Origin of the sequence: Leptospira chreensis, from assembly GCF_016919165.1 — a bacterium.
Classification (GTDB): domain Bacteria; phylum Spirochaetota; class Leptospiria; order Leptospirales; family Leptospiraceae; genus Leptospira_A; species Leptospira_A chreensis.
Map to the genome: position 1 here is coordinate 211,545 of NZ_JAFFPS010000008.1, position 23,766 is coordinate 235,310.

General features: G+C 41.4%; 23 protein-coding genes. 8 read left to right on the forward strand and 15 right to left on the reverse strand.

Features of this window, described 5'->3' with window-relative positions:
• Window positions 1–15: 15 nt before the first annotated feature.
• The 4 genes from JWG41_RS02750 to JWG41_RS02765 are packed head-to-tail and all read left to right on the forward strand — an operon-like array spanning window position 16 to window position 3,985.
• Entirely contained in the window at window positions 16–1,116 is a 1,101-nt protein-coding gene (locus JWG41_RS02750) for a thiolase family protein (protein WP_205268421.1), read from the forward strand.
• On the forward strand, window positions 1,116–2,177 hold the full coding sequence (gene waaF / locus JWG41_RS02755) for a lipopolysaccharide heptosyltransferase II (protein ID WP_205268422.1): 1,062 nt from the start codon (window positions 1,116–1,118) through the stop codon (window positions 2,175–2,177). The genes JWG41_RS02750 and waaF overlap by 1 nt, the downstream gene beginning before the upstream one ends.
• The gene (locus tag JWG41_RS02760) at window positions 2,174–3,493 is read left to right on the forward strand and encodes an aminopeptidase P N-terminal domain-containing protein (protein ID WP_205268423.1); all 1,320 of its coding nucleotides are present in this window, start codon (window positions 2,174–2,176) and stop codon (window positions 3,491–3,493) included. The genes waaF and JWG41_RS02760 overlap by 4 nt, the downstream gene beginning before the upstream one ends.
• Before the next feature lie 33 nt (window positions 3,494–3,526).
• Window positions 3,527–3,985: a MarR family winged helix-turn-helix transcriptional regulator gene (locus JWG41_RS02765; RefSeq protein ID WP_205268424.1), complete on the forward strand. Its 459-nt coding sequence runs from the start codon at window positions 3,527–3,529 to the stop codon at window positions 3,983–3,985.
• Window positions 3,986–4,000: 15 nt separating this feature from the next.
• On the opposite strand, the gene JWG41_RS02770 is transcribed toward JWG41_RS02765, so the two are convergent.
• The 3 genes from JWG41_RS02770 to JWG41_RS02780 form a co-directional block, all read right to left on the reverse strand.
• On the reverse strand, window positions 4,001–4,759 hold the full coding sequence (locus JWG41_RS02770; protein WP_205268425.1) for an enoyl-CoA hydratase/isomerase family protein: 759 nt from the start codon (window positions 4,757–4,759) through the stop codon (window positions 4,001–4,003).
• 70 nt (window positions 4,760–4,829) lie between these two features.
• On the reverse strand, window positions 4,830–6,011 hold the full coding sequence (locus JWG41_RS02775) for a M20 metallopeptidase family protein (RefSeq protein ID WP_205268426.1): 1,182 nt from the start codon (window positions 6,009–6,011) through the stop codon (window positions 4,830–4,832).
• On the reverse strand, window positions 6,008–7,567 hold the full coding sequence (locus JWG41_RS02780; protein ID WP_205268427.1) for a TolC family protein: 1,560 nt from the start codon (window positions 7,565–7,567) through the stop codon (window positions 6,008–6,010). Before JWG41_RS02780 ends, JWG41_RS02775 begins: the two co-directional genes overlap by 4 nt.
• Before the next feature lie 250 nt (window positions 7,568–7,817).
• On the opposite strand from JWG41_RS02780, the gene JWG41_RS02785 reads away from it, so the two are divergent.
• Window positions 7,818–9,878 (forward strand): thioredoxin domain-containing protein, encoded by a 2,061-nt coding sequence (locus tag JWG41_RS02785; protein ID WP_205268428.1) that lies wholly within the window; start codon window positions 7,818–7,820, stop codon window positions 9,876–9,878.
• On the opposite strand, the gene rsfS is transcribed toward JWG41_RS02785, so the two are convergent.
• The 10 genes from rsfS to rplU form a co-directional block, all read right to left on the reverse strand.
• On the reverse strand, window positions 9,865–10,230 hold the full coding sequence (gene rsfS, locus JWG41_RS02790; RefSeq protein ID WP_205268429.1) for a ribosome silencing factor: 366 nt from the start codon (window positions 10,228–10,230) through the stop codon (window positions 9,865–9,867). The genes JWG41_RS02785 and rsfS overlap by 14 nt on opposite strands.
• Before the next feature lies 1 nt (window position 10,231).
• Entirely contained in the window at window positions 10,232–11,389 is a 1,158-nt protein-coding gene (locus JWG41_RS02795) for a LytR C-terminal domain-containing protein (protein WP_205268430.1), read from the reverse strand.
• Window positions 11,390–11,995 (reverse strand): bis(5'-nucleosyl)-tetraphosphatase (symmetrical) YqeK, encoded by a 606-nt coding sequence (yqeK, locus tag JWG41_RS02800; RefSeq protein ID WP_205268431.1) that lies wholly within the window; start codon window positions 11,993–11,995, stop codon window positions 11,390–11,392. It abuts the gene before it with no gap.
• Entirely contained in the window at window positions 11,992–12,603 is a 612-nt protein-coding gene (locus JWG41_RS02805) for a nicotinate-nicotinamide nucleotide adenylyltransferase (protein ID WP_205268432.1), read from the reverse strand. Before JWG41_RS02805 ends, yqeK begins: the two co-directional genes overlap by 4 nt.
• A gap of 1 nt (window position 12,604) precedes the next feature.
• The gene (locus tag JWG41_RS02810; RefSeq protein ID WP_205268433.1) at window positions 12,605–13,870 is read right to left on the reverse strand and encodes a glutamate-5-semialdehyde dehydrogenase; all 1,266 of its coding nucleotides are present in this window, start codon (window positions 13,868–13,870) and stop codon (window positions 12,605–12,607) included.
• 3 nt (window positions 13,871–13,873) lie between these two features.
• A complete protein-coding gene (gene proB / locus JWG41_RS02815; protein ID WP_205268434.1) occupies window positions 13,874–14,734 on the reverse strand; it encodes a glutamate 5-kinase in 861 nt (286 codons plus the stop codon).
• Entirely contained in the window at window positions 14,721–15,746 is a 1,026-nt protein-coding gene (gene obgE / locus JWG41_RS02820) for a GTPase ObgE (protein ID WP_205268435.1), read from the reverse strand. The genes proB and obgE overlap by 14 nt, the downstream gene beginning before the upstream one ends.
• Window positions 15,747–15,823: 77 nt before the next feature.
• Window positions 15,824–16,081: a 50S ribosomal protein L27 gene (gene rpmA / locus JWG41_RS02825; protein ID WP_205268436.1), complete on the reverse strand. Its 258-nt coding sequence runs from the start codon at window positions 16,079–16,081 to the stop codon at window positions 15,824–15,826.
• Window positions 16,082–16,084: 3 nt separating this feature from the next.
• Window positions 16,085–16,414, reverse strand: a complete 330-nt coding sequence (locus JWG41_RS02830) for a ribosomal-processing cysteine protease Prp (RefSeq protein WP_205268437.1) — start codon at window positions 16,412–16,414, stop codon at window positions 16,085–16,087.
• Window positions 16,415–16,723, reverse strand: coding sequence for a 50S ribosomal protein L21 (gene rplU / locus JWG41_RS02835; protein WP_002982882.1), 309 nt, complete (start codon window positions 16,721–16,723; stop codon window positions 16,415–16,417).
• Window positions 16,724–16,841: 118 nt separating this feature from the next.
• Between rplU and typA the strand changes: the two genes are divergently transcribed.
• Window positions 16,842–18,650, forward strand: coding sequence for a translational GTPase TypA (typA, locus tag JWG41_RS02840; RefSeq protein WP_205268438.1), 1,809 nt, complete (start codon window positions 16,842–16,844; stop codon window positions 18,648–18,650).
• A 101-nt stretch (window positions 18,651–18,751) separates the two neighbouring features.
• Here the strand turns inward: typA and JWG41_RS02845 are convergent, their stop codons facing one another.
• Window positions 18,752–20,200: an AsmA family protein gene (locus JWG41_RS02845; protein ID WP_205268439.1), complete on the reverse strand. Its 1,449-nt coding sequence runs from the start codon at window positions 20,198–20,200 to the stop codon at window positions 18,752–18,754.
• 82 nt (window positions 20,201–20,282) lie between these two features.
• Window positions 20,283–20,711: a hypothetical protein gene (locus tag JWG41_RS02850; protein WP_205268440.1), complete on the reverse strand. Its 429-nt coding sequence runs from the start codon at window positions 20,709–20,711 to the stop codon at window positions 20,283–20,285.
• Window positions 20,712–20,758: 47 nt separating this feature from the next.
• Between JWG41_RS02850 and JWG41_RS02855 the strand changes: the two genes are divergently transcribed.
• Both JWG41_RS02855 and JWG41_RS02860 read left to right on the forward strand, forming a co-directional pair.
• Window positions 20,759–21,766, forward strand: coding sequence for a hypothetical protein (locus JWG41_RS02855; RefSeq protein ID WP_205268441.1), 1,008 nt, complete (start codon window positions 20,759–20,761; stop codon window positions 21,764–21,766).
• 171 nt (window positions 21,767–21,937) lie between these two features.
• Window positions 21,938–23,758 (forward strand): GAF domain-containing SpoIIE family protein phosphatase, encoded by a 1,821-nt coding sequence (locus tag JWG41_RS02860; RefSeq protein WP_205268442.1) that lies wholly within the window; start codon window positions 21,938–21,940, stop codon window positions 23,756–23,758.
• Window positions 23,759–23,766 lie beyond the last annotated feature (8 nt).

The window sequence follows — 23,766 nt, forward strand, 5'->3', positions numbered from 1 at the left end:
TTAAAGTATATTCGTATGAATAAAGTTTACATTCACAATCCTGCATTGAGTGTATTCGGAAAACACAAAGGATCACAGTTAGATTTATCCTTTGCGACCGCAAAACAATCTGTACATGAGTTTCAATCTCACAAGATTCAGTTCATTATCTATGCAAGTTTCTCTCCTGATTCTTATAATAAGGAATATCACTTATCTGCAAAACTTGCCGCTAGGCTTGGACTTCGTGATTTGTATTCCGTACGAATGGAAACAGCATCTTCTTCAGGAGCTGCTGCCTTTCAATTGGGAGTGAATTTAATTCTCAGTGGCAGATTTGATCATGGTTTGGTGATTGCCACGGAACTCATGTCAGCACTCAGTCGAGAGGAAAGTAATCTTTTGTTAGGTTCTGTTTTATCCGATTCACAAAGAGCACTGGGAATGTCTATGGCACAGGGTGGGGCCATGATCACTCGTAAGTATTTAGATGATTATGGATACAAAGACGAAGACCTTTATGCAATCGCAAAGAAACTTCATGACAATGGGCTAAAGAATCCAAAAGCCCATATCAAAAAGAATCTAACTTGGGAAGAATACCAGAACCAACCCAAAATCACAAGTCCCTTAGGATTGTATGATATCTCACCACTATCAGATGGATCAGCAGCCCTCATCCTTTCCAAGGATCCGAGTTCAATTGTTGTGAAAGGAATGGGTTCGGGAACAGCTCCCTTCTTATCTTCTGCCGATCCCAGTTTTCTTGCCAATCGCATCGCTTTTGAAAAAGCTTACAAGGAAGCAGGAGTCAGTCCCAGTGACATTGATTTTGCCGAATTACACGATGCCTTCACTCCTTTTGAGCTTGTGGGTGCCGAAGATGCTGGATTTTTCAAACGAGGAGAGGCCCTGTTCCAAGTGAAGGCGGGTCTCACCCATCCCAAGGGCAAAATCCCTATCAATTCTTCGGGAGGCCTCAAATCGAGGGGCCATCCGGTGGGTGCCTCGGGGCTCGCACAAATTGTAGAACTTTGCCGGTTCTTTGAGGAATGGCCGGAAAAGCAGTTGGCAGTAGCACAAAGTATAGGTGGACTTGCTACAAACAACTTTGTGTCGATACTAGAAAGAGAGTGATGCCCGAAAAAATACTGATCATCCAAACCGCCTTCCTCGGAGACCTGATTCTATCGACTTCGTTTTTTCATGCAGTAAAAACAGAACATCCGGGAGCAGAACTTCATGTGTTAGTGAATGCTGGCACGGAGTCTGTTTTGGAGAATAATCCCGATATAACAAGAGTTTGGTCTTTAGACAAAAAACGGATCAAAAAAAATCCGTTTGCGTTTTTACATTTTGCCGGTTTGTTAAAAAAAGAAAATTTTAATAAGGTATACTCTGCTCATTTTTCTTTCCGCTCGAGTTTACTTTCTTATCTTACGAAAGCTCCTATACGTATCGGATACAAAGAGTCGGGATTTTCTTTTTTACATACCAAAACAATCCAAAGACCCAAACAAGGTCCACACGAGGTAGAAAAACTTTTTTCATTGTTATTCGAAGCCTATGATTTTCCCAGTGGTAGGGAAAGAAGACCTTATCTATTTCCTGGAGAAACAGAGGAAGGTACTTTTCTTACTAAAAAAAAGGCGATCCTTTCCAACGAAGAAGGTTATATACTAATCGCCCCATCTTCTCTTTGGGAAACCAAACGAATGCCTGAGGAAAAATTTGTCAGTGTCATCACACAAATCCTTCGCAAACGAAAAGAAACTGTGATTTTGATTGGAAGTAAGGCTGATTTAGAAATTGAAAATACCATATTCCGTCTGATGAAAACAGAACCCTTACAACTTCGGGAAAGGGACCGTCTCTTATCCCTTGTGGGAAAAACAAATCTAAAGGAACTAATGGTTTGGATTCGGAATGCAACAGCAATCATTTCCAATGATTCCAGTCCCATCCATTTTGCATCTGCCTTCAATACACCCACTGTCATGTTGTATGGGGCAACCATTCCTGCTTTTGGTTATGGAAGTCTTTCTGATAGACATAAAATTATGGAAGTCCAAGGTCTAAATTGTAGGCCTTGCGGAATCCATGGAGGACGAATTTGTCCAGAAGGACATTTCCGTTGTATGATGGACCAAAACCCTGTCCGCATTTTTGAAGCCCTAGAGGAAGTCATCAAACCATGAAATTGCCTGATAAAAAAACAAAAGAATACAATTCGAAATTATACCGCAGCCGGATCCAACACATCCAAAAGAAGTTAAAAAAAGGAGAGATCTTTTTACTCTTTGCCGCAAGCCATAAAATTAGAAATCGAGATGTAGAGTATAAGTTTCGCCAGAATTCAGATTTTTATTATTTAACGGGAATCACAGAAGAAGATTCCATCCTTGTCATCACGAGTGAAGTTGCGGGAATGTTCTGTTTGCCTAAGGACAAAGAAAAGGAAATTTGGACCGGAATTCGTTTGGGAAAGGAAAAAATCAAATCCATGTTAGGTTTGAATTTTTCTTATGACTTAAGTGATTGGGAAAAAGAAAGACCAGCTATACTCATTGGAAATCATACCCTCTATTATTTTTTTGGAGAGAACCCAGACCGGGACCGGGAACTGATTACAGAATGTCGTAATCTTTCGGAACGCGCTCGGGAAGGAAAGTTTGGTCCTCATCGCATCGAACACCCCAATTTTTTACACGAAGAAAGGTTAATCAAATCCAAAGAAGAAATTGCACTTTTAAAAAATGCAGCAGAAGTGACAAAACTTGGCCATATGCGCATTATGCGAGAAAGTAAACCAGGGATGTATGAATACGAATTGGAGGCACTTCTCGATCAGGAGTACTTAAAGTATGGGTCGATTGGTGGTGGTTATGGTCATATCGTAGCCGCGGGAAAAAATGCCTGCATCCTTCACTATGTGAGTAATGACGATGTCCTAAAGGATGGAGACTTGGTTCTTGTGGACTCAGGGGCCGAATGGAATTATTATACTGCCGATGTGACTCGTGTTTTCCCAGTTGGTAAAAAATTCACCGAAGCCCAAAAGACGATTTATGAAATTGTCCTCTATGCCCAAAAGAATGCCATCCGTAGTTCCGTTGTCGGAACTCCTTTTAATGAAGTACATGAAAAAACAGTTCGATTCCTTGCGGATTGTCTCAGAGACATGGGATTTTTAAAAGGAAGTTTAGAAGAAATCATCGATAAAGGCACGTACCGAAAGTTCTATATGCATAGAACAGGCCATTATCTAGGAATGGATGTCCATGATGTGGGAAGGTATTTTTTAGAAGGAAAGTCAAGACCACTAAAAGACGGTCAGGTGGTCACAGTGGAACCTGGTTTGTATTTTGATCCTTCCGACGATTCCATTCCTAAGGAATACCGAGGGATTGGAATTCGTATCGAAGATGATATTTTGATACATGGAAAAAATCCAATCAACCTAACCGAATCCATCCCTAAAGAAATTGCCGATATTGAAGCCTTAAAAGCCTGATTTGTTTTCTTTGGTAAATTTTAATTCTGCTTTATGACTAGAGAACTTCCTAAACGCTTTCGCTCGGTTCGGTATTTTGATCGCATCAGTTCGGAAATTGCTGAAATCGTTCGTTTAGAGATGGAAAGATTAGGGTATCCGGGCCTTACTACTTCCCATTTTGAAATTCTCACCTTTCTTTTACGAAGTTCTGTTCCCATCAACATGACTCAAATTGCCAAAACGATTGAGAAAACAAAACCAACTTGTACGGTTCTTGTGAATCGATTGGTGAAGGAAGGTCTTGTGGAAAGAAATCCCTCACCGAGTGATGGAAGGGAATGGGCATTACTATTGTCAAAAGATGGGAAAAAAATACGAAAGAAGATCGTTACCATTTCGGCAAAACTCCTTTCGTTACAAACATGGGGAATCTCAAAAGAAAACGAGGACATTTTGTATCCTATCCTCGATCAAATTTATAAACATATCCGTAAGGAAAAAGAAAGTTAAACGAAAACCTTCTCCTTAAGAAGTAAATACAGGTCTTCTGACTTGAACGGAAGCAGAGATTCCTTCTTGTGCATCTTTGGATTGGATGCTTTGGATGGTAGCTTTGATATCTGTTTCAATTAATGCCAAAAGATTTTTTTGAACGCTCAAAATTCCCGCTTTTGTATCTTTCATTGCAGACAGGGAATTTTTTTTCAGTTTGGTTTGTAAGGATTTGGATTTTTTTCTTAGCTCTTCTTCATTCGACGCGATTTCTTCAAACAAAGCGGGCATTTCCTTTGCTTTGAAAGCATCACCTAACAAAACATGTCTTTTGGCAGCATCATTTCCAATAGCTTCTCCAAGAAGGGCATAAATAAAAGAAGGAACTTGGATTCCGATTTTTACTTCGGGAAGTCCAAAACGAATGTCTTCTGTGACATAGCGGTAATCACAAACAAGAGCAAGCATGGCACCGTATCCAAGAGCATGACCAGAAATTTCTGCGATGGTGGGAACCGGAAGTATGAACAGGTCTTTTAAGTTTTCATAGAATAAATTTAAGAAGGGTGCCAGATCTTTTGACATGTCCATTGTGCTGACAGTGGTTAGGTCGAGTCCCAAGGAAAATGTTCCGGGTGCATCACTTTTTAAAACAATGGCTTTGGAGTTTGATTCCTTTGCGGATTGGATTGTTTTCTTCAAAGCCAAAAACGATTCGTTAGAAAAACTGTTCTTGTCATTGATTCCCAATCGGATAAACCCGATTCCGTCTACTTGTTCGAATGAAATCATTTGGATCCTCTAAATTTGGTTAGATATCTAACTAATGAGACGGGGAGAAAAACCGGCAAGAGGAATTTTTTTATTTGGAATTTAAAAGATAGGTTTTAATGACTTCTTTCATGACAGAAAGGCCAATCGGGAGGGCATCTTCATCAAAATCAAAAAAAGAACTGTGGTGCGGGTGGACAAGGCCTTTGGATTCATTCCTTGAACCGATAAAAAAATAACATCCAGGACGCTCCATTAGGAAGGCAGAAAAATCTTCACCACCCATTGTCCTTGTATTTTCTTCTGTAAGAGAGTCCGCTCCAAGAACATTCTTTGCCGCCTCTCTCACAATATCTGCCATCGCTGGATCATTGATGGTAGGTTTGTCGATCCGGTTGTACTCAAACTCAATGTCGGCACCGAACCCAGAAGCCACTTGTTTGACAAGAGACTCCATTCGTTTCGGAACCATTTCATAGACTGATTTGGAATAAGTTCTTACGGTTCCGTGTAAAATCGCATTTTCTGGAATCACATTGAAGGCATTCCCGGAGTGGAAAGAACCTACAGTCACCACACAAGGCTCTAGCGGGTCTACATTCCGAGAGACCAGGGTTTGCAGAGCTGTCACTAAATGAGAGCCCACAACAATGGGATCTACCGTATGTTGGGGCATCGCCCCGTGGCCTGAAGTTCCTTTCACGGTGATTTTGAATTCATCCACAGAAGCCATCATGGTTCCGTTCACCACACCGACTTTTCCGAGATCAATATGATTCCAGACATGGAGGGCAAATACAGAATCCACTTTGTACCGTTCCAAAATTCCGGAGGCAATCATACGATCAGCACCCGAGCCACCTTCTTCCGCCGGTTGGAAACAAAGAAGGACACGACCTTTCGGAACAAATTCAGAAAATGCGGTTTTTAATTCGGAAGAAAGAGCCATAAGGATGCTCGTGTGTCCGTCATGGCCACAGGCATGCATCTTTCCGGGAGTTTTACTTTTGTATTCGTGGGTATTTTCTTCATGGATGGGGAGAGCATCCATATCGGCTCGGACAAGGACTGTTTTTCCAGGAATTCCTGAATCAAAAAGAGCGACAAGGCCTGTTTCCGCAATCCCTGATTCCACCTGAAATCCTAAAGATTCCAAATGGGCCTGCACATAAGAGGCAGTTTCCTTTTCCTCATATTTGAGTTCTGGGAACTGGTGGAAGGTTCGTCTGTAACGAACCATTTCCTCTTTGCGGTTTGTAGGATAGGGTTTCATAACTTGTCAGTTTCTTGTTTGGCTCTCTTTTCGACTTCTTCCAAAATGGAATAGAGATCGAGTCCATATTTCTCAAAAAGAGAATTTTTTGCCAACTCATAACGAACTAAATTAATATTAAAATTGATCTTGGCTTGGGTTACCGCAAGCTCCACATTCGCCAAACTATCCAGGGCATTTTTTACGTTAACAGCCGTGTAACGACCTTGGCGGAATCGTTCCATAAGCCCATTGTAGAAAATTTCCGTTTCCCTTCTTGTTTTTAACAGGTCTTTGAGAAGGGCGTGACTTGACTCCAATGCTTCATATCGATTGTCAATTTCTTGAGTAATCTCTTGTTCCAAATTCTGGATTTTCATCTCGTTTACTTTGAGATTGGTTTCCGCATCCCGAATTCCCGCTTTGATTCCTAAATCCCAAAGAGGATAGGACATCTTTAATTCAGCAAGAATTTGTGGATGGTTGAAGGAAGTGATTCCCCTTTGGCGTGCAATGAAATTGTCTTGAGGAGAAATAAAATTTTGTCCAATGGAACTATAAGAAAAAGTAGCGAGTAACGAAGGATCATCTTCGGCAAGAGCAGTATTCAAAGCAAGTTTTGCGATCTCTCTTTCTCTTTTTAAGATGAGATAGTCGGTTCTTCGAGAAAGCGCATATTCTTTGTCCGCTTTTAGATTAATTCCTGTGGGAAGGATTTCACTTAAATCAGTAACACCTTCGATGGAAGATCCTGTATCCACGTTTAAGATCCGAACTAAATTTCTTTCTGCTTCAATGCGGTCCACTTTTGCTTTTTCGAGTAGGGACTGCGTGCGTAAATAGGCCTGGTTCCATTGGTTGACTTCAAATCCTTCGGAAAGTCCAAGACCTGTTTTCCGTAAAGTGAGACGTCGGATCTCTTCTGTATTTTTGGAAACTTTTTCGTAAGTGGCAATGCGAGAATCCACAATACTGAGTGACCAGTAGTCCACGAGAATCTTAACCACAAGTTGTGTTAGGATATTGATATAGTTTTCACGAACGAGTAAGGTTTGGTTTTTTAGAAGTTTTTCTTTGTCTTCTTCGTTTTTACCAAAACCATATTTAAGAAGTTCCTGGGATAGGGTCGCAGAAACGGCTCCCGTGTACATAGGGGGAGCTGCTAGTAAACTTCCAAAACCAGCCGCCTGGTTGGGATTTTCAAATGCGTTTACGTCATAACGAATGGTGCTGATTTCTGTTTTGAAATAGGTTCCCGTTCGGAACTGTTTTTCGATACCCGCAGAGATTTTGTCTTGGGAACGAATTGTTCCGGCAAAGATGTTGTTTCGGTTATCAGGAAAAAGTTGTTTGGAGGACTGGATACTTGCCAAGGCCTTCCAAGTGTATTTGGACTCGTTTTTCCATTCGGGGCTGTCTGCCTTCACAATCTCCAATTTGGCATTTTGAACAATCGTATTGTTCTCAATGACCTGCTCAATTGCCTGGGCAATGCTCAATCGAAGTTTTTTCGGGCCATTTCCCGATTGGAGAGAATCTGGCACTGTATTGCCGTTTTCCCACTGGGAAAGCTGCATCCGTTTTACATCCTCATCAAAATCAGAATCCGCAAAAATTGGGAAACTGAGAAGACTAAAAGATATTAACCAACTGGTCAACTTTCGAGGATTGATGCTAAAATACGGGGAAGAAATATTATGACTGTTCAATGGAAACTTCTTAAACCCCTTACTCAGACAAGATGAAAAAATCAATGTTGTCAATCAACCTAAAATGTAAAAAGCTACGTGGAGAAACGTTAGTTTCTGGGAGTGCAATGTGGCAAATATGTCGAAAAAACCGAATCGTTTGGTTCATGAAAAAAGTCCTTACCTGTTACAACATGCACACAATCCCGTGAATTGGTTTCCCTGGGGAGGGGAAGCTTTCGAAAAAGCCAAAAAAGAAGATAAAATCATCCTTTTGTCCATTGGCTATTCAACCTGTCACTGGTGCCATGTGATGGAACGCGAATCATTTGAAGATGATTCTACAGCAGAAGTTTTAAACCGTGATTTCGTATGCATCAAGTTAGACAGGGAAGAACGTCCCGACATAGATAAAATTTATATGGATGCACTCCATGCGATGGGAACCCAAGGTGGTTGGCCACTCAATATGTTTTTAACTCCTAGTAAAGAACCTATCCTTGGGGGAACTTACTTTCCTCCTGAAAACCGCTACGGAAAACGTAGTTTTAAAGAGGTTCTACGTTTGGTTTCCGAGGCTTGGAAGAACCAAAGAGAGGAACTCATTCAAGCCGCCGGTGACTTAACCCAGTATTTACGAGACAATGAAACAAGAACCAATGGCGGAAAGGTTCCTGGAACAGAAATCATTGAAACCAATTTTGAACGTTACCTCCAAGTGTACGATAAAGAGTTCTTTGGATTCAAAACAAACACAGTGAATAAATTTCCACCCAGTATGGCACTAAGTTTCCTTGTGGAATATAGTTTACGAAAAGAGGAACCAAGGGCTCTCGAAATGGCCTTTAACACGGCTTATGCCATGAAGTTTGGGGGAATTTACGACCAGGTGGGGGGAGGGATTTGCCGTTATGCGACCGATCATGAATGGCTTGTTCCCCATTTTGAAAAAATGTTGTACGATAATTCCTTATATGTGGAATCGCTTTCGCAATTGTATCGAGCCACAAAGGATCCCTTTTTTTTAGACGTGATTCGTGAAATTGCAACTTATGTTCGCAGAGATATGACTTTGGAATCGGGTGGGATTGCCAGTGCTGAAGATGCCGATTCGGAAGGTGAGGAAGGAAAGTTCTATCTCTGGAAACATTCGGAATTCCAGGCAATCGTTTCCGACGAGGAGATCCAAGGGTTTTGGAACGTAACCGAAGATGGAAATTTTGAACACCAAAATATCCTCAATGTCTATTGGAAGGGGAAAAACCCTTTCGTCGATGGAATCCAATTCAAACCCGAATTTTTAGAGAAGTTAGAGTCAGCCATAGGAAAGTTACTTTCCGAACGAAGCAAACGGATTCGCCCTCTGCGGGATGACAAAGTTTTAACTTCCTGGAATTGCCTTTGGATTCGAGCCCTTCTATCTGCCTATGAAGTTTCGGGAGATCAGGACTATCTAATCGACGCAAAAAAAGTGTATCAATTCATCACAAAACAATTGGTAGGGGAAGACGGATCCATTCTCCGACGTTTCCGGGAAGGGGAAGCCAAATACTTCGGAACACTCCCCGATTATGCGGAATTCATCTGGGTTTCCTTCAAACTCTTTCAGTTGGATGAGGATCTGGATGCCTATACAAAGGGAAAACAATCTTTAGAATATTTACTTTCTCACTTTGCCTCCCAGGTCGGTCCGTTTTACGAATCCTTTCATGGAAATGAAGATTTGATTGTGAGAACTATGGAAGGTTACGACGGAGTGGAACCTTCGGGTAATTCCACCGTCTTACATTTGTTCCACTTTTTACACTCTTTGGGTTTCAAAAATCACGACTTGGAAGCAAAAGCCAATTCGATTTTTGCCTACTTCCTCCCGGAGCTCACTACCAATTCTTTGAGTTATCCTTCAATGATTTCAGCTTTCCAAAAATTCCAATACCCATCGAAGGAAGTCCTTGTGGTTTATAAGGATAAGGATATGGCAGAAGTCCGATCCATTCGAAAGAAATTAGGGGAACTAAAAGATCCGGGCCTCGTTTGGTTGGTTTTAGAGGAATCTAAGGCAAAGGCTTTGGTGCCGGAACTAGAACTTCTTATGGGAAGGGGTGCCGGTTCCGGAATGATGTTCTATGTATGTCGTAACTTTAGTTGTGAATTGCCAAAAGACAATTGGGAAGAAACACTCACTCTTATACAGCAATAGGAGTGGCATCACCCCAAAGACGATCTAACGAGTAGTAGGTTCTCATTTCGTCAGTCATGATATGAACACAAATTTCACCGTAATCCAGAAGGATCCATCCTGTAGCATCTTTCGGAAGGTCGGCGAGGTTTTGTCGTTTTACTGCGAGTTTCAAAGGTTTCATATACTTATCAATGTCCTTAGCACAAGACCTTCCTTGTGTTTCGGTTTTGACAGTCGCGAGGACAAATAAGGAAAGATAACTATGGACATCTTTTAAATCCAGAAACTGGATGTTTTCACATTTTTTATCAATTAATGTCTGTTTAATTTTTTTGAGATGTTCTAATGTCTCGGCACTGATATTCGGCATTTTAGTCCTTGGAATTTTGAAAATCTTCCCCGAGGATCACAGTGGCATCGAGTCCCAGATCTTTCCTAAGAGCGAAGTAAACCCTTCGTCCTTGGAAGGTATCGGAGATGATATCCGTGTACTGTGTGTTTCCGGAGCGGTTTAAGATGATACTGGATTTAAAACTAGAATCCCAGGCATTGTCAACGGAGAGAACTTTCAGACCCTTATCATTCAGAAGCACCTTCCCGTATCTGGCAAGCCCATTTTTTGGGGTTCCATTCAGGACTTCAATCCGGGCCCGCTCCCCTTCGCTAAAGGAAAGAGACCGAAGTTCACTGGAAAATTTATGAAAGGCAACTTTGACGGTTTCTTCATTCGCCTTTAAAACTTCGTCTTTGAATTTGGGTCGACCAATGGGTTCGCCTGGCACTTCGGAGACACCAAAGTTGATTTTTTCTTTTTTTAGAAAATCGACTAGTGTTTCCCACTCTTTCAAAGAGAGGTTCGTTGTCATCTGAGAGTGGAGATAGGCGACGCGTTGTTTTCCGAGTAAGTCCTTTTTTTCATGGATGGCTTCGAGGACAGTCAATAAAACAGTCTCTTGAATTTCCAAACGACGGATATGGGAAATCATAGAATCGTCCGCAAGCGAACTCATCCAATCAAAAGTATCTTCCCCATCTAAAATATAAGTTTGTTTGTTTCTTGCGTAATTCTTTGTTATATGAAGCGACTTCGGTTCAAAAAAAAGATTGAGTCCACCCAGTAAATTAACCCAATTCTGGAATTGCTGTTTTGTCCAAACAATTTTAAAAGGGATATTGGAATCCAAAGTATCTTCCAAAACCGATTCCACGTAAGATGGTGCCGAACTTCCTTTTTCTTTGAGTGATTTATCCCCATCATCAAAACTTGTTTTGGGATTTACAAAGAAGAGGGCTGCCTTTTTTTCATTTGGATAAAATTCAGCATAGAGTGAGAACAAATATTCATCTTTTTCACCTAACACCGAGAATAAGATTGGGAGTCGTTTGCTCTGGGAAAACTTTTGGTCTAGGGAAAATCCCGCTTTGGAGCGAAAGATTAGAAAAAGTAATGCAATTAAAAAGAAGGACCCTGCCGCAATCAAAAGTGTTTTTGCAGGGATGGTTTGTTTTTTCGGAGCTTCACGTAACATCTATTTGGTTTCCTTTAGATTATTCGCAGATTGATTATACGTATGAAACGTATAGGGATGAATGACTTCCTTTTTTTCCATCAGAAAGAAAATGGTTTGGAAGGCTTTCATAAAAACGCCGTAGTCCAGGTTTTCCTCTGTTTTCTCTACCCACTCAGAAAGTGCCGGTTGGCGCAAGGCATAGTCCGAACCCAAAAAATCCGCGGCATAGAGAATTTTGTCCAAAAGGGAAGGATCCAGGTTTCCCAATGTATGGGAAGAGATGGCTTTTGCAATCTCGGAATCCAAAAATCCATATTCTCTCTCAAGCCATAAAGGAGCCGAAAAAGCATGAAGGGCTTGGGAGGGAATTCCCGTAGTATCTACCGAATACTTTTGAAATAACTCCGAGTGGATTTCCATTTTTTTTTGTTTGGTGATGTCGTGACAAAGTCCAGCAAGATAAGCTTTTTTGGGAACAGGGTAGTTATGAATTTTTGCTAAGGATTCTGCATAGTTTGCCACTCGCAAGATATGTTGGAACCGGGTTTCTGTGACATGGTTTGGGACTTCCTTTTGGAAGAAAGCAGTCCAGTCCTCTAGGTTTGCCGATGGAGAAGGAATCATTCGAATCCTTTCCCTTGTTTTTCTTTTAAAAACTGCATGGCAAGCTCTCTTGTTTTTGGCGAAACGAATTGGTTCTCCCAGTCTCCATTCGAAATCTTTCGAATTTCCGTGCTACTCATCGGGAGGATCGGATTCTCCAAAATTTTAACTTGGGACTCCGAAAGAAAAGGAGGAATCAGGATTTCTTTTGGGTAAGGAGTCTCTCTTCGCACCACTAGGATCTGTTTGGTGGAACTTAAAATTTCAGAATAGGACTTCCATTTGTCAAAAAATTCTAAATTGTCCTCCCCGATGACGAGAGAAATCTCAGAATGGGGATGCAGCGACTTTAAAGTCTTCAAACTATCAACCGTATAACTGATATTTGTCTGTTTGATTTCCTCGTCCCAAAGAATGACATTTTCGGAAAGGAGTCCTTCAAATTCTGCTAAACAAAGATTCCAAATTTCCTCTGGGGTAAAAGACTTTTCCCCAACTTTAAAAGGAGAAACAAAGTTCGGACAAACATAAAGAAGGGCATGGGGATACAACTTGGAAACGGTTTCAATCACATGGCGATGTCCCCGGTGTGGGGGGTTGAAACTTCCTCCAAAAAAGAAAACTTCCATCTTAGCCGCGAACTTGTCCACTTCCCGTTACATAGGTAGTTGTCGTAGTTAGGTGGATAAGCCCCATCGGTCCCCGTACATGGAGTTTCCCTGTAGAGATTCCCACTTCAGCTCCAAGACCATACTCACCACCATCATGAAACCGAGTGGAACAATTTACAAAAATAGCAGCACTATCGAGTTCCTGTTGGAATTTGCGAATCTCCGAAGCATCTTCGGATAGAATGCATTCCGTATGACCCGAGCTGTACTTTCGAATGTGTTCCATGGCTTCAGAGACGGAGGAAACAATCCGAACACTGAGTCTTGTGTCTAAAAATTCTGTATAAAAATCTTCCTCTGACGCTAGTTTGGCGGAAGGAAGTATGTTTTGAATGGAAGCGTCACCCAGAACTTGAATTCCGGAGGCCTCTAATTTGGAGAGTAATCCAGAAATATCCGCATAATCCTTATGGATGAATAAATTCTCTAAGGCATTACAAACCCCAGGACGTTGTACTTTAGAATTCACAAGAATCGGAAATACAATCTCGGGATTCGCGTGGTTCGAAAGATAAAGGTTAGTCACACCTTTATCATGTTTAATGACAGGGATTTTGCTGTTTTCCGATACAAACCGAATCAGAGCTTCACCTCCGCGGGGAACAATCACATCAATCAGATCATCCAATTGAAAGAAAGGAACCATTGCCTCTCTATTTGTATTTTCCACAAAGGTCACACCATCTTTTGTCACACCTGGGATTTTTGCTTCTTCAATGGCTTCATGGAATAAAGAAGAAAGAATTAAATTGGAATGAAAGGCCTCGGATCCACCTCGCAAAATACAAGCGTTCCCTGATTTAAAAGAAAGTGAGGCAATATCAATGATCACATTGGGTCTAGATTCAAAAATGGTCATCACCACACCGATGGGCACGCGTTTGGTGAGAAGTTCTAGTCCATTGGGTAAGATGGTCCCGCGAACCACTTCGCCTATAGGATCCGGAAGGTTACGAATCTCTTCGATACTTTTTGCCATTCCCTTGATTCGTTTGGAATCCAAAAGTAGGCGGTCCATCATCGCCAAAGAGAGACCTTTTTCCTTTCCGCTCTTTATATCCAATTGGTTTTTTTCAATAATTGCGGATTCGTTCTTTAGAAGAAGTTCTTCCACACGCAAGAGGACGGCATTTTTTTGAATGGTGTTTAGGCCTTTCAGACCTCGACTCGCTAGTCTGGCTTTCGTTGCTAGGTCTTTCGCGTAATTTGTCAATTCATTTGCCATAATTCACTCCGAAGGTAAAGAAAAGAAATGGGATTGGATTTCAGAAGCATTAGGAATTCGGTGAGGGAAAGCACTATCGGCAATTAAAGTTCCGAAACTTTCTGTTTCAAAAAATTGAGAGATGGCATGTTTTTTTTCGCCATTCACAATTCCTGTTTTGATACCGTAAGGTAATAAAAGTTTTGCGGCATTGATTTTGGTAAACATACCACCAGTTCCAGGGCCAGAAGGTCCTGTGGCCAAACTTTCTGTTTCTCTTGTGATCTCTGTGAATAAATCAATTTTTGTATTCTCTTTTAAGAATCCATCGACTCCCGTTAGGATGAGGAGGAGGTCAGCACCCACAATGGAGGCCACAATCGCAGAAAGAATGTCGTTATCACCCAAATTGATTTCTTCGGTAGAAACAGAATCGTTTTCATTCACAATTGGTAAAATTCCCCAATCCAAAAGTTGGCGGAAGGTTTGTTTGAGATTGGTAAAACTTTTTTCTTCGTTTAGGTCCTTTCTTCCAAAAAGAATTTGTGCCATCGGGATATTGACTCGGCTAAAAAAACTTTCATATAGATTCAGAAGTTTGTTTTGGCCCATCGCAGCAAACGCCTGTTTTTCGGCTAATGTTGTTTTTCCATTGGGAACATTTCCGTTTTTTTCTCCCAAAAGTTTTTTTCCTTGGGCAATGGCACCAGAGGAAACAAGAATGACTTCTTTTCCTTGGTCCCGAAGAGTGCGAATGTCACCGACTAAATCATATAAAAAATCATTGATCTTGGATTCTTCACCGGAGACGCGAGCACTTCCGATTTTTACAACGATGAGTTTGGCTTTTTGAATGGAGTTTAAAAATTCCTTACGTGTTTTCATAAACTAACTTCGATTTTTCAGGAAAGAATACTTTATCAATTCGTTCGAGTAGGTAGTCTAGGTTTGACTCCTTATCTGCCGAAATACAAATGATTTCTCCTAGATGAGAATAGTTCTTTTGAATCTCCGCAGTGAATTCGGGATCATTATCCCAGATGTCCATTTTGTTAATCACAATTAAGAATTTTTTACTGAGTAGGGACTCATTGTAATTTCCAAGTTCACTTCGGAGCATTTCCAATTCTTCTTCTAATTGTAAATTCCCACCATCAAACAAAAACAAAATCCCTTGGACCCTTTCAATGTGTTTGAGAAAACTGATTCCAAGACCCACACCACGAGAAGCCCCTTCAATGATTCCCGGAATGTCTGCTACCGTATAACGAAACAAATCTTCATGTCGATGCACTACACCGAGGTTAGGGGAAAGCGTAGTGAAGGCATAACCTGCAATTTTGGGATGGGCATGAGTGATTTTTGCGAGAAGGGTCGACTTACCGGCGTTAGGGAGTCCGACAATTCCAATGTCTGCGAGTAGTTTTAATTCTAATAATAAGGAAAGTTCACCACCTTCCTCTCCTGGTTGGCTATATCTGGGAGCTTGTTGTATGGAAGTTTTGAAAAATGTATTTCCTTTGCCGCCTCGTCCCCCAGTGGCAATGGTAAAACTTTCGCCGTCAAAATTGAAATCGTAGAGAAGTTCCATGGTCACAGAATCAAGAACTTGAGTTCCTACAGGAACCTTTAGGACTAAGTCTTCGCCATTTTTTCCATGCCTGTTTTGTCCAAGGCCTGGTTCACCGTCATTAGCTGCATACAAACGATCGGGCAAATAGTTTTCCAAAGTCATCATTCGCCCTTCGGCTAAAATGATCACATCTCCTCCTTTGCCACCGTCTCCCCCGTCGGGACCACCAAATTCGACAAACTTTTCTTTATGGAAATGGACAGAACCTGCCCCTCCGTGTCCGGCTCGAATTCGAATGGGTACTTCGTCTATAAATCCGCTCATAATATCCTTTGGTCAAAAAAAAACCCGTTTAAGGAAATCCTAAAACGGGTTTTGCCTCTTCTCTGTAAGAGAGAGGATTATACTTTCGGGTAAACGGAGATTTGTTGTCTTTCTCTCGTTACGTGTTCGAAAGTCACAATCCCGTCAACTAAAGCAAATAGAGTATGGTCACGTCCAATCCCGACGTTCTTTCCGGGTTTGTATTGTGTTCCTCTTTGGCGAACGATGATATTCCCTGCAATGGCAAGTTGACCACCGTAAACTTTTACACCAAGTCTTTTCGATTCCGAATCACGACCGTTCTTTGTGGATCCACCACCTTTCTTTGTAGCCATTGTTTACCCCTTTATGATTACGTCTTGGATAGAAATCGCATCGGAATGAGAATCGGCTAAACTTTTTAGTCCAAACTCAACCATGGAAAGTAGGCTTTGGTAGCCATCCCTTTGGTCTCGTTTCACTAAAAACTCTAAGTGTCCTTCTCGTTTGTCTTCCGATTCCAAACTGTTTTGTGATGCTAAATAAGAGTGTGCACTCTGTATCAGAGTGGAGACTCCAGCACACAAAAGGTTTTCGCCTTTTGAACCTAAGTTCTTGGGAGAATGTCCTTCCAGTTGGATTCCTGCGATTTTCCCTCCTAATTCTTTAAAAATCTTACTATAAATCAATTATCCGTTGATCGATACTACTTGGAGTTTTTGGAGTTGTTGTCTGTGACCCCAAGATCTCTTGTAATTCTTTCTCTTTTTGTATTTAAAGCCGTGGATTTTTTCACCCTTACAGTCTTCTAATACCTTTAAAGTCACTTTTGCACCGGAAAGCGCTGGCGATCCAATGTTTACTTTATTGTTATCGGAAAGGAGTAGGACTTTAGTTTCTACTGTACTTCCGACCGAGTTTCCTGTTTTTTCTGCGACGAATACCTGGTCAGGAGACACTTTAAATTGTTTGGCTCCAAGTTCAATGATGGCGAACATATAACTATCCTAATCTCTTTCTCGAATGTAGTTCTTACCAGGATTTCTGATAGGCACCTCTTGTCAAACGTAAATCCCCATTTACAGCCTAACTGGATTAGAATTTCTGGTAAAAACAATGGAAATTCGCAACATCGCCATCATCGCACACGTCGACCACGGTAAGACGACACTCACAGATTGTATCCTTCGCCATACGGGCGCCGTAACCGCGAAAGAAGACCGAGAGAGACTCATGGACTCCAATGCATTGGAGCAAGAAAAAGGGATTACGATCCTTGCCAAAAACACTTCGGTTAAGTATAAAGGAACCCGCATTAATATCGTAGACACTCCAGGTCACGCTGACTTCGGAGGAGAGGTGGAACGAGTATTGTCCATGACTGACTGTACACTCCTACTTGTGGACGCTTTTGACGGACCCATGCCACAAACACGATTCGTACTTGGGAAATCACTCCAACTGGGCCACAAGCCGATTGTAGTGGTGAATAAAGTAGACCGTGAAGGTGCAAGACCTGGTTTTTCGGTGGATAAGGTTTTTGACCTATTCAGTGATCTAGGTGCTACAGAAGAACAGTTGGACTTCCCCATCATCTATGCTTCGGCAAAACAAGGTTGGGCTGTAAATCATCTATCTGAAGTTCCTGGTGCTAACATTGAACCACTTCTAGATAAAGTTTTAGAACATGTTCCTCCAGTAAAAAGAGATAGTGACAAAGCACTCCAGTTCCAAGTCACTGCACTTGATTATAATGAATACGTGGGTCGTATTGCCATTGGTAAAATCTACCAAGGTACGATGAAAAAGGGTGCGGATGTCACTCTTGCTAAAACCAACGGATCCACTGCTAATTATAAAATCACAAAACTCTATGGATACGAAGGACTCACTCGCTACGAAATCGATGAAGCGGGATCTGGGGATATCGTGGCTATGGCGGGAATTCCAGATGTATTTATCGGGGACACGGTTTGTGACTTCGGCAATCCACTTCCACTTCCAGCCATCCAAGTGGAAGAGCCAACTGTTTCCATGTTCTTTATGGTAAACAACTCTCCGTTTGCTGGTAAAGAAGGTAAGTTCGTAACCACAAGAAACCTTCGGGAACGTCTTGACCGCGAATTGGAAACTAACGTAGCACTTCGTTTGGAAGAAACGGAAGATAAAGATCGTTTTAAAATTTTAGGACGTGGAGAACTCCACTTATCCATCCTCATTGAAAACATGCGAAGAGAAGGATACGAACTTCAAGTATCTCGTCCCGAAGTAATCATCAAATACAATGAAGCAAATGAAAAGATAGAACCTTACGAAACACTCGTAATGGATCTACCGGACCAATTCTCTGGTGCTTGTATCCAAGAACTCAACCGTCGTAAGGGTGAGTTACAAGGAATGGATGCTCATACTTCTGGAATCACTCGAGTGGAATACATCATTCCTACGCGTGGGCTTATCGGATTTAGAGGACATTTCATTTCGGAAACTCGCGGAGAAGGTGTTATGTCTAGCCGCTTCCTTAAGTTTGATAAATACAAAGGCGAAATTCCTGGTCGTAAAAACGGAGCTCTTATCTCTATGGACTCTGGAGATTCGACTGCCTATGCGCTTTGGAAAGTGCAAGAACGTGGGGACCTTTTCATTGAACCACAAGTTGCCGTTTATCCTGGTATGATCCTTGGAATGAATAGCCGGGATTCTGACTTAGAAGTCAACCCAGTGCGTGAAAAGAAATTAACCAACGTTCGGGCTTCTGGTTCGGATGAAGCAATCCGCCTCATTCCACCTAGGAAACTGACTTTGGAACAATCCATTGAATTTTTGGACGATGATGAACTTTTGGAAGTAACTCCACAAAGTTTGCGTCTTCGTAAAAAAGTATTGGATGCAAGTATGAGAAAGAGATCTGGTGGTGGTCGATAGAAAAAACGCACCATTAACTCTGACGTAAAGTTAATCTAGAAGTCAGAACAGATTCCAAAAGGGACTAAGTTTTTAGTCCCTTTTTTATGTACTTTTGGTATTTAGAAACCAAGTCCTTTGAGTGCATCTCCGGCACCGGGTATTTTTTTTAAGGCATCGGCAGCTTTCCCTTTGATCACTTCTTTTACAGCCCCACCAATGAGATCGGTAAGCGTTCCAAGGCCCACCCCAAGTTCTACACTCGGACTACGAATGTCTCCGTAAGTGCGAAAAGGAATGAAAAGTCTTTCGTCTTTAACAAGGTTTCCCACAATTTTATTACGAAGGGCTTTGGTATCTCCCTGGCCTTTGGTCGCCTGTTTGATTTTTTCATCTAGAGAGGCCAAAGACTTTTTGGATTCGTCTTCATCATACAACATTCCCATTTTCATCTCATGGTAGTTTGTGGTGGTAACGATATAAGATCCTTTGGTGATTTGTAAGTCATAGTTTTTTGTGGGGAAGGTAGGTTCATCTAAAAAGGTCACCTTGCCGTTGCTATACTCTACTTTAAAGGAAACATCTTTTTTAAGTTCCGCTTTTTCTTTTAATTTGTCTAGTTTGAGTCCGGCTTGGTTCATTACAGGAAGTTCTCCCGCAATGGCATCAAAAGCCGCAAATCCAGAAACAAAAGAATCTTCCTTCATAGTGACTTCGTAAATGACTTTGGGATTCACAAGTCCAGACTTCACAACAAAGGGAACCACTTTCCCATCCGTCTCCAATATAAACTTAGCTGCTTCCTTTTTGTTTCTGCCAACAATAGTCACGTCAGCATCAAAATTCACATTCAAACTGTTATGCGACTCTAAATCACTTCCATCAATATCAATGTCTTTCAGTTCTAAATCCAATTTCTGAATTTGGATGACTTGACCAGTTTTACGCATATTGACTTGGATGTTTCCTTCTTGGATTCCCACAAGACCCATCTTAATGGCAATGGGAATGTCTTTGATCGAAAAAGGTCCGGAAGGCGGGGCACTTGCTTGTTCTTTGGCCTCTTCCTCGGCTTCTTTTTTCTTTTCTGCAATGGCTTCTGCCGAAAGAGCCGGGTTCTTTTCTCCATCCACAATTTTTGGTGTTTTAAAAAGAGAGGTGAGATTGTTTCCCCCATCTTCGTTCATCGTTAGAGAAATCTCTGGTTTTTTTAGAACGATTTTATTTACCTTTAAGGTTTTTGTGAGAAGGGCTAAAAAGGAAATTTTAACATCGGCTTTCCCGAGTTGAATGAGGCCTTTTGGTTTTGATTTTCTTTCATCCAGGGGTGTGCCTTTGTTTGCTACTTCATCCCGTGGGGCAAGGACAATGCCTTCAATTTCAATTCCCGAAAGAACATTGAAGAAGCTGATATTGACGGAATCTACATGGGCACGCACATTGATTGCGGATTCGATTTGTTTGACAAGAAAACTCGGAGTGATAAAACTTCCGGCAAATACTAAGGCAATGATTACTATGAGGAGAATGCCTGCGATGACCGCACCAATTCCGTAACCTATCTTTTTCATACTGTCTCCTAAATTCGGCACTAAAGAGTGGAATTGAGACTAAACGAAAATTAGGTTCTGTAAAGTAAAAAAGGGAAATAAATTAATTCAAAAATCGAACCGAGCTGATAATGTTGGTTAACTGCTGGAAAAGTTCGTCACCCACTTCTTCATCGGAATTATAAGTCACAAGAATCATTCGCATTCGATTGGCTACCATATAGACCATCCATACTCGGTCTTCCTTTAAAAATTCACAGGCACGAATGGAAGATCCTTCATTGTTTTCAAAAATTGCCACGTTTTCTGCATCATAATCAATTTCATGGATTTTCAGATAGTTTTCTAATTCTTGGTCTACGTTGAATTCTTCTAATTTGGATTCAAAGGCATAAACTTGTAAGGCACCACCACCATTCGGATGGAAAAAGGCAGGAATTTCCTCGACGACCATATGTTCCCAATTCGCAGGAAACAGAAAAGAATACCATCCTTGTGGCGATCGAAATTGTTTGTACATGGGTTTTGTCATCGGAAATCCCTTTTCTTTCCAATAAATCTTTGGAGTAATGGCAGTAAATGATTTTCAAAAGAAAATGGTATTTCCTTGTATTTGCTCTCTTCCTTTCCACCAGTTTTTTTGGAAGTTTATCGGCACAAGTTTCGGGTTATGAATCGGCTTACCCCTCTGCTTATTTACTGGGACTCTCATCCTCGGGAGTAGTCACAAAAAATGCAATGGGAAGTATGTATGGAAATACAGCTTTTCTTTCTAACCAAACCAAACATATCGTTGACGGAGGAGTAAACGGAAGTTATGCGAATCCAAAAGTATCCCCTTTATACCTATCGGGTGCTTTATACTATTCTTATTCTGATTCCTTAGGGTTTGGGTTTCGCGGGAAACCAGTTTTTCTACGATCCTTTCCTGCTGATGAAAGATTTTCCAATTACGCCTTCCAAGGTTTTGTCAGTTGGAAGTGGAATGAGTATTTATCCTTTGCCTTACATTTGGGACCTGGAGTCTCCGGAAGGATGGGTGGGTATAGTTCATACTCTTGGAACGTATCTGCCTCTACTGCCTTCCAATATGGCAACTTTCGCTTAGGTGTGATTTTAGAATCCCCGGGAAGTTACCGGTTTGATAAATATTTAGGATCAGAAAAACTAAAGGAACGACTCCCCGAACGACTGCTAGTGGGTTTAGGTTATAAAATTACCGAATCCGTCGATTTACAAATCGAAGGTCACCGGACGTTTTTTGAACGCTCTCAAATCTCTGTCAATGGAGGAGAAAATTCCTTCGCATATCCCGTTCGGACAATGTATGCAGGTAACATCGGTTTAGCGATTGGCAAAATAGAATCTTTCCAGTTTTTAACAGGACTCGGACGAGAGTTTCGTGCGGACTCAACGCTCAGAGGATTCTACACAGCTTCTCTTGGAATTGCCGGTTCGATCTTTCCTTCGGAGATTGGTGAAGGGTATTTGTATTCTGTTTCTCTCCAAAGATCGGGCTTAAGTGTGCCGGAAAGAGAGGGAGCTGAGACCAGATTCGCCGCCCAAATCCAAATCCAGTTCCAATGAAGAACACCATTTGTCTATTTAGTAAGCAATTTGGATGGTTTCCATAAATGCTTTCTATTCCTTTCGCTGAAATTCGGAACAGAATGTAGAGAATTATAGGATATTCTGACTTCTTTAGGCGAGATGCACTGTCGGTACGATACTTGCATCTAAATCAGAAAGGTATCCTATATGGTTGATTTCAAAGTTTCCAAACGAATGCTCGTCAACTTCCGCGGACAAAACAAAGTCGTGGGAGGATTAACAGACAAAGATAAAATTGCGATCCTTCTCTACATATCCAAAGAATTTGCCAATTTAGATAGAGAAGACCAACTCTTTTCCAAGGTCATCCTGATCTGTCAGGAAATATTTGAGTCGGACAATACAACGCTTCGACTTTGGGATGGAGAGTATCTTGTCCCTGTTAAGTTTGTCAAAGAAACAGAACCACCTCGCCGTAACTTAGTGATGGGAGAAGGTTATTCTGGTTCCGTTTTTGAAACCAAAGAACCAGTTCTTGTTAACGACTTAACTCGCTCTGCTCACTTCTTTGATGAGGGAGAAAAAACCAAATCCGTTATGTGTGTTCCGATCATGCAAAAGGAAGAAATTCTCGGAACACTCGCCGTAGAAAGTGAACGTGAAAATTTTTATATCATCGATGACTTAGAAATCTTAGAAGCCCTCACTTCGCAACTGGCACTCGCTCTTTATGGGGTAAGGCTGATTGAAGGACTTGTCACAGCAAGAGCCAGAGAAGCAGCCATATTAAACCAATTAGAATGGGATTTGAAGATGGGGCGCAACGTCCAAAGCCAAATCCTTCCCCAAGATTTAAGTGCTTGGAACGGTATCTACTTTGCTAGTCATTACGAACCGATGGCGGAAGTCAGCGGGGACTTGGTTGACATTGTGAGACAAGGCCATTCCTTAACAGCGATTAACATCGACGTATCGGGACATGGAATTCCAGCGGCTCTAGTAACTATGGCCATCCACCACCAATTCCGTAGATCGGTGATGGCAGGACTTGGACTCACGGAGATTATGGAAGAACTCGGTGAAAAACTAAGAGAACAACTTCCGGAATCCACTTACTTCACAGCCTTTATGGTTCGGATCTTTAGCGATTATACTTTTGGTTATGTGAATGCAGGCCACCAGCGTATGTTACACTACAAAGCCGCTGATGATACCTTTATTCAGTATGATACCAAAGGAGTTCCTCTTGGCATTCTTCCCGTAAGAAAGATCGATTATGAAGAGAAACAAGGGAAATTAGAGCCCGGTGATTTTTTACTTTTAATCTCGGATGGATTTAGTGAACAAAGAAACCATCTAAAAGACGAGGTGGGAGTGGACCGAATCCTCACTTGGTTACAAGATGAAAGAGAACGGCTTGTGATGGAAGGTCGTGGAAAAGTAGATCTGAAAAAACTTGCCAATGCCTTTGTAGAACGGTTTAGAGCTTACCAAGGCGAAGTTCCCAATGGGGATGATTTGAGTTTCCTTTTTCTGTATTGTGGGGATTCCATTCCCGAAGCTTCGCATTACATACAAATGGCGAAACAATCCAATTCTAAAATGAAAATGGAAGAGGCTTATGCCCAAGCCCTCAAAGCCTTCAGTATTGATTCCTCTCTCAAAGAAATTTTAGTATTTTTAGGAAAGATGTACTACCGAGACGGAAAATACAACGAAGCGATTCGGTATCTAGAAGAGTATTTGCGAACCTCCGGGGACAATACAGCAGCCTCTCATTTTATGATGGGAAGGGCTTATTACAAAGCAGGAATGATTTCGGAAGCAAAACGAGCGTTAAAGATGGCTCTTTCGAGTGATCATAGTTTTGCGAAAGCTAGTATCTTACTGGCACAATGTTATTTGAAAGAAAATGCGAAACCAAAAGCAATCAAAGTGTTGCAACAAGGCGTAAAAAACACACCTCAAAGTTTGGAATTAAAAACCTCACTTTTAAGGTTAGAATCACATTCGCAGAAAGTCGGTTAAGGAAAATA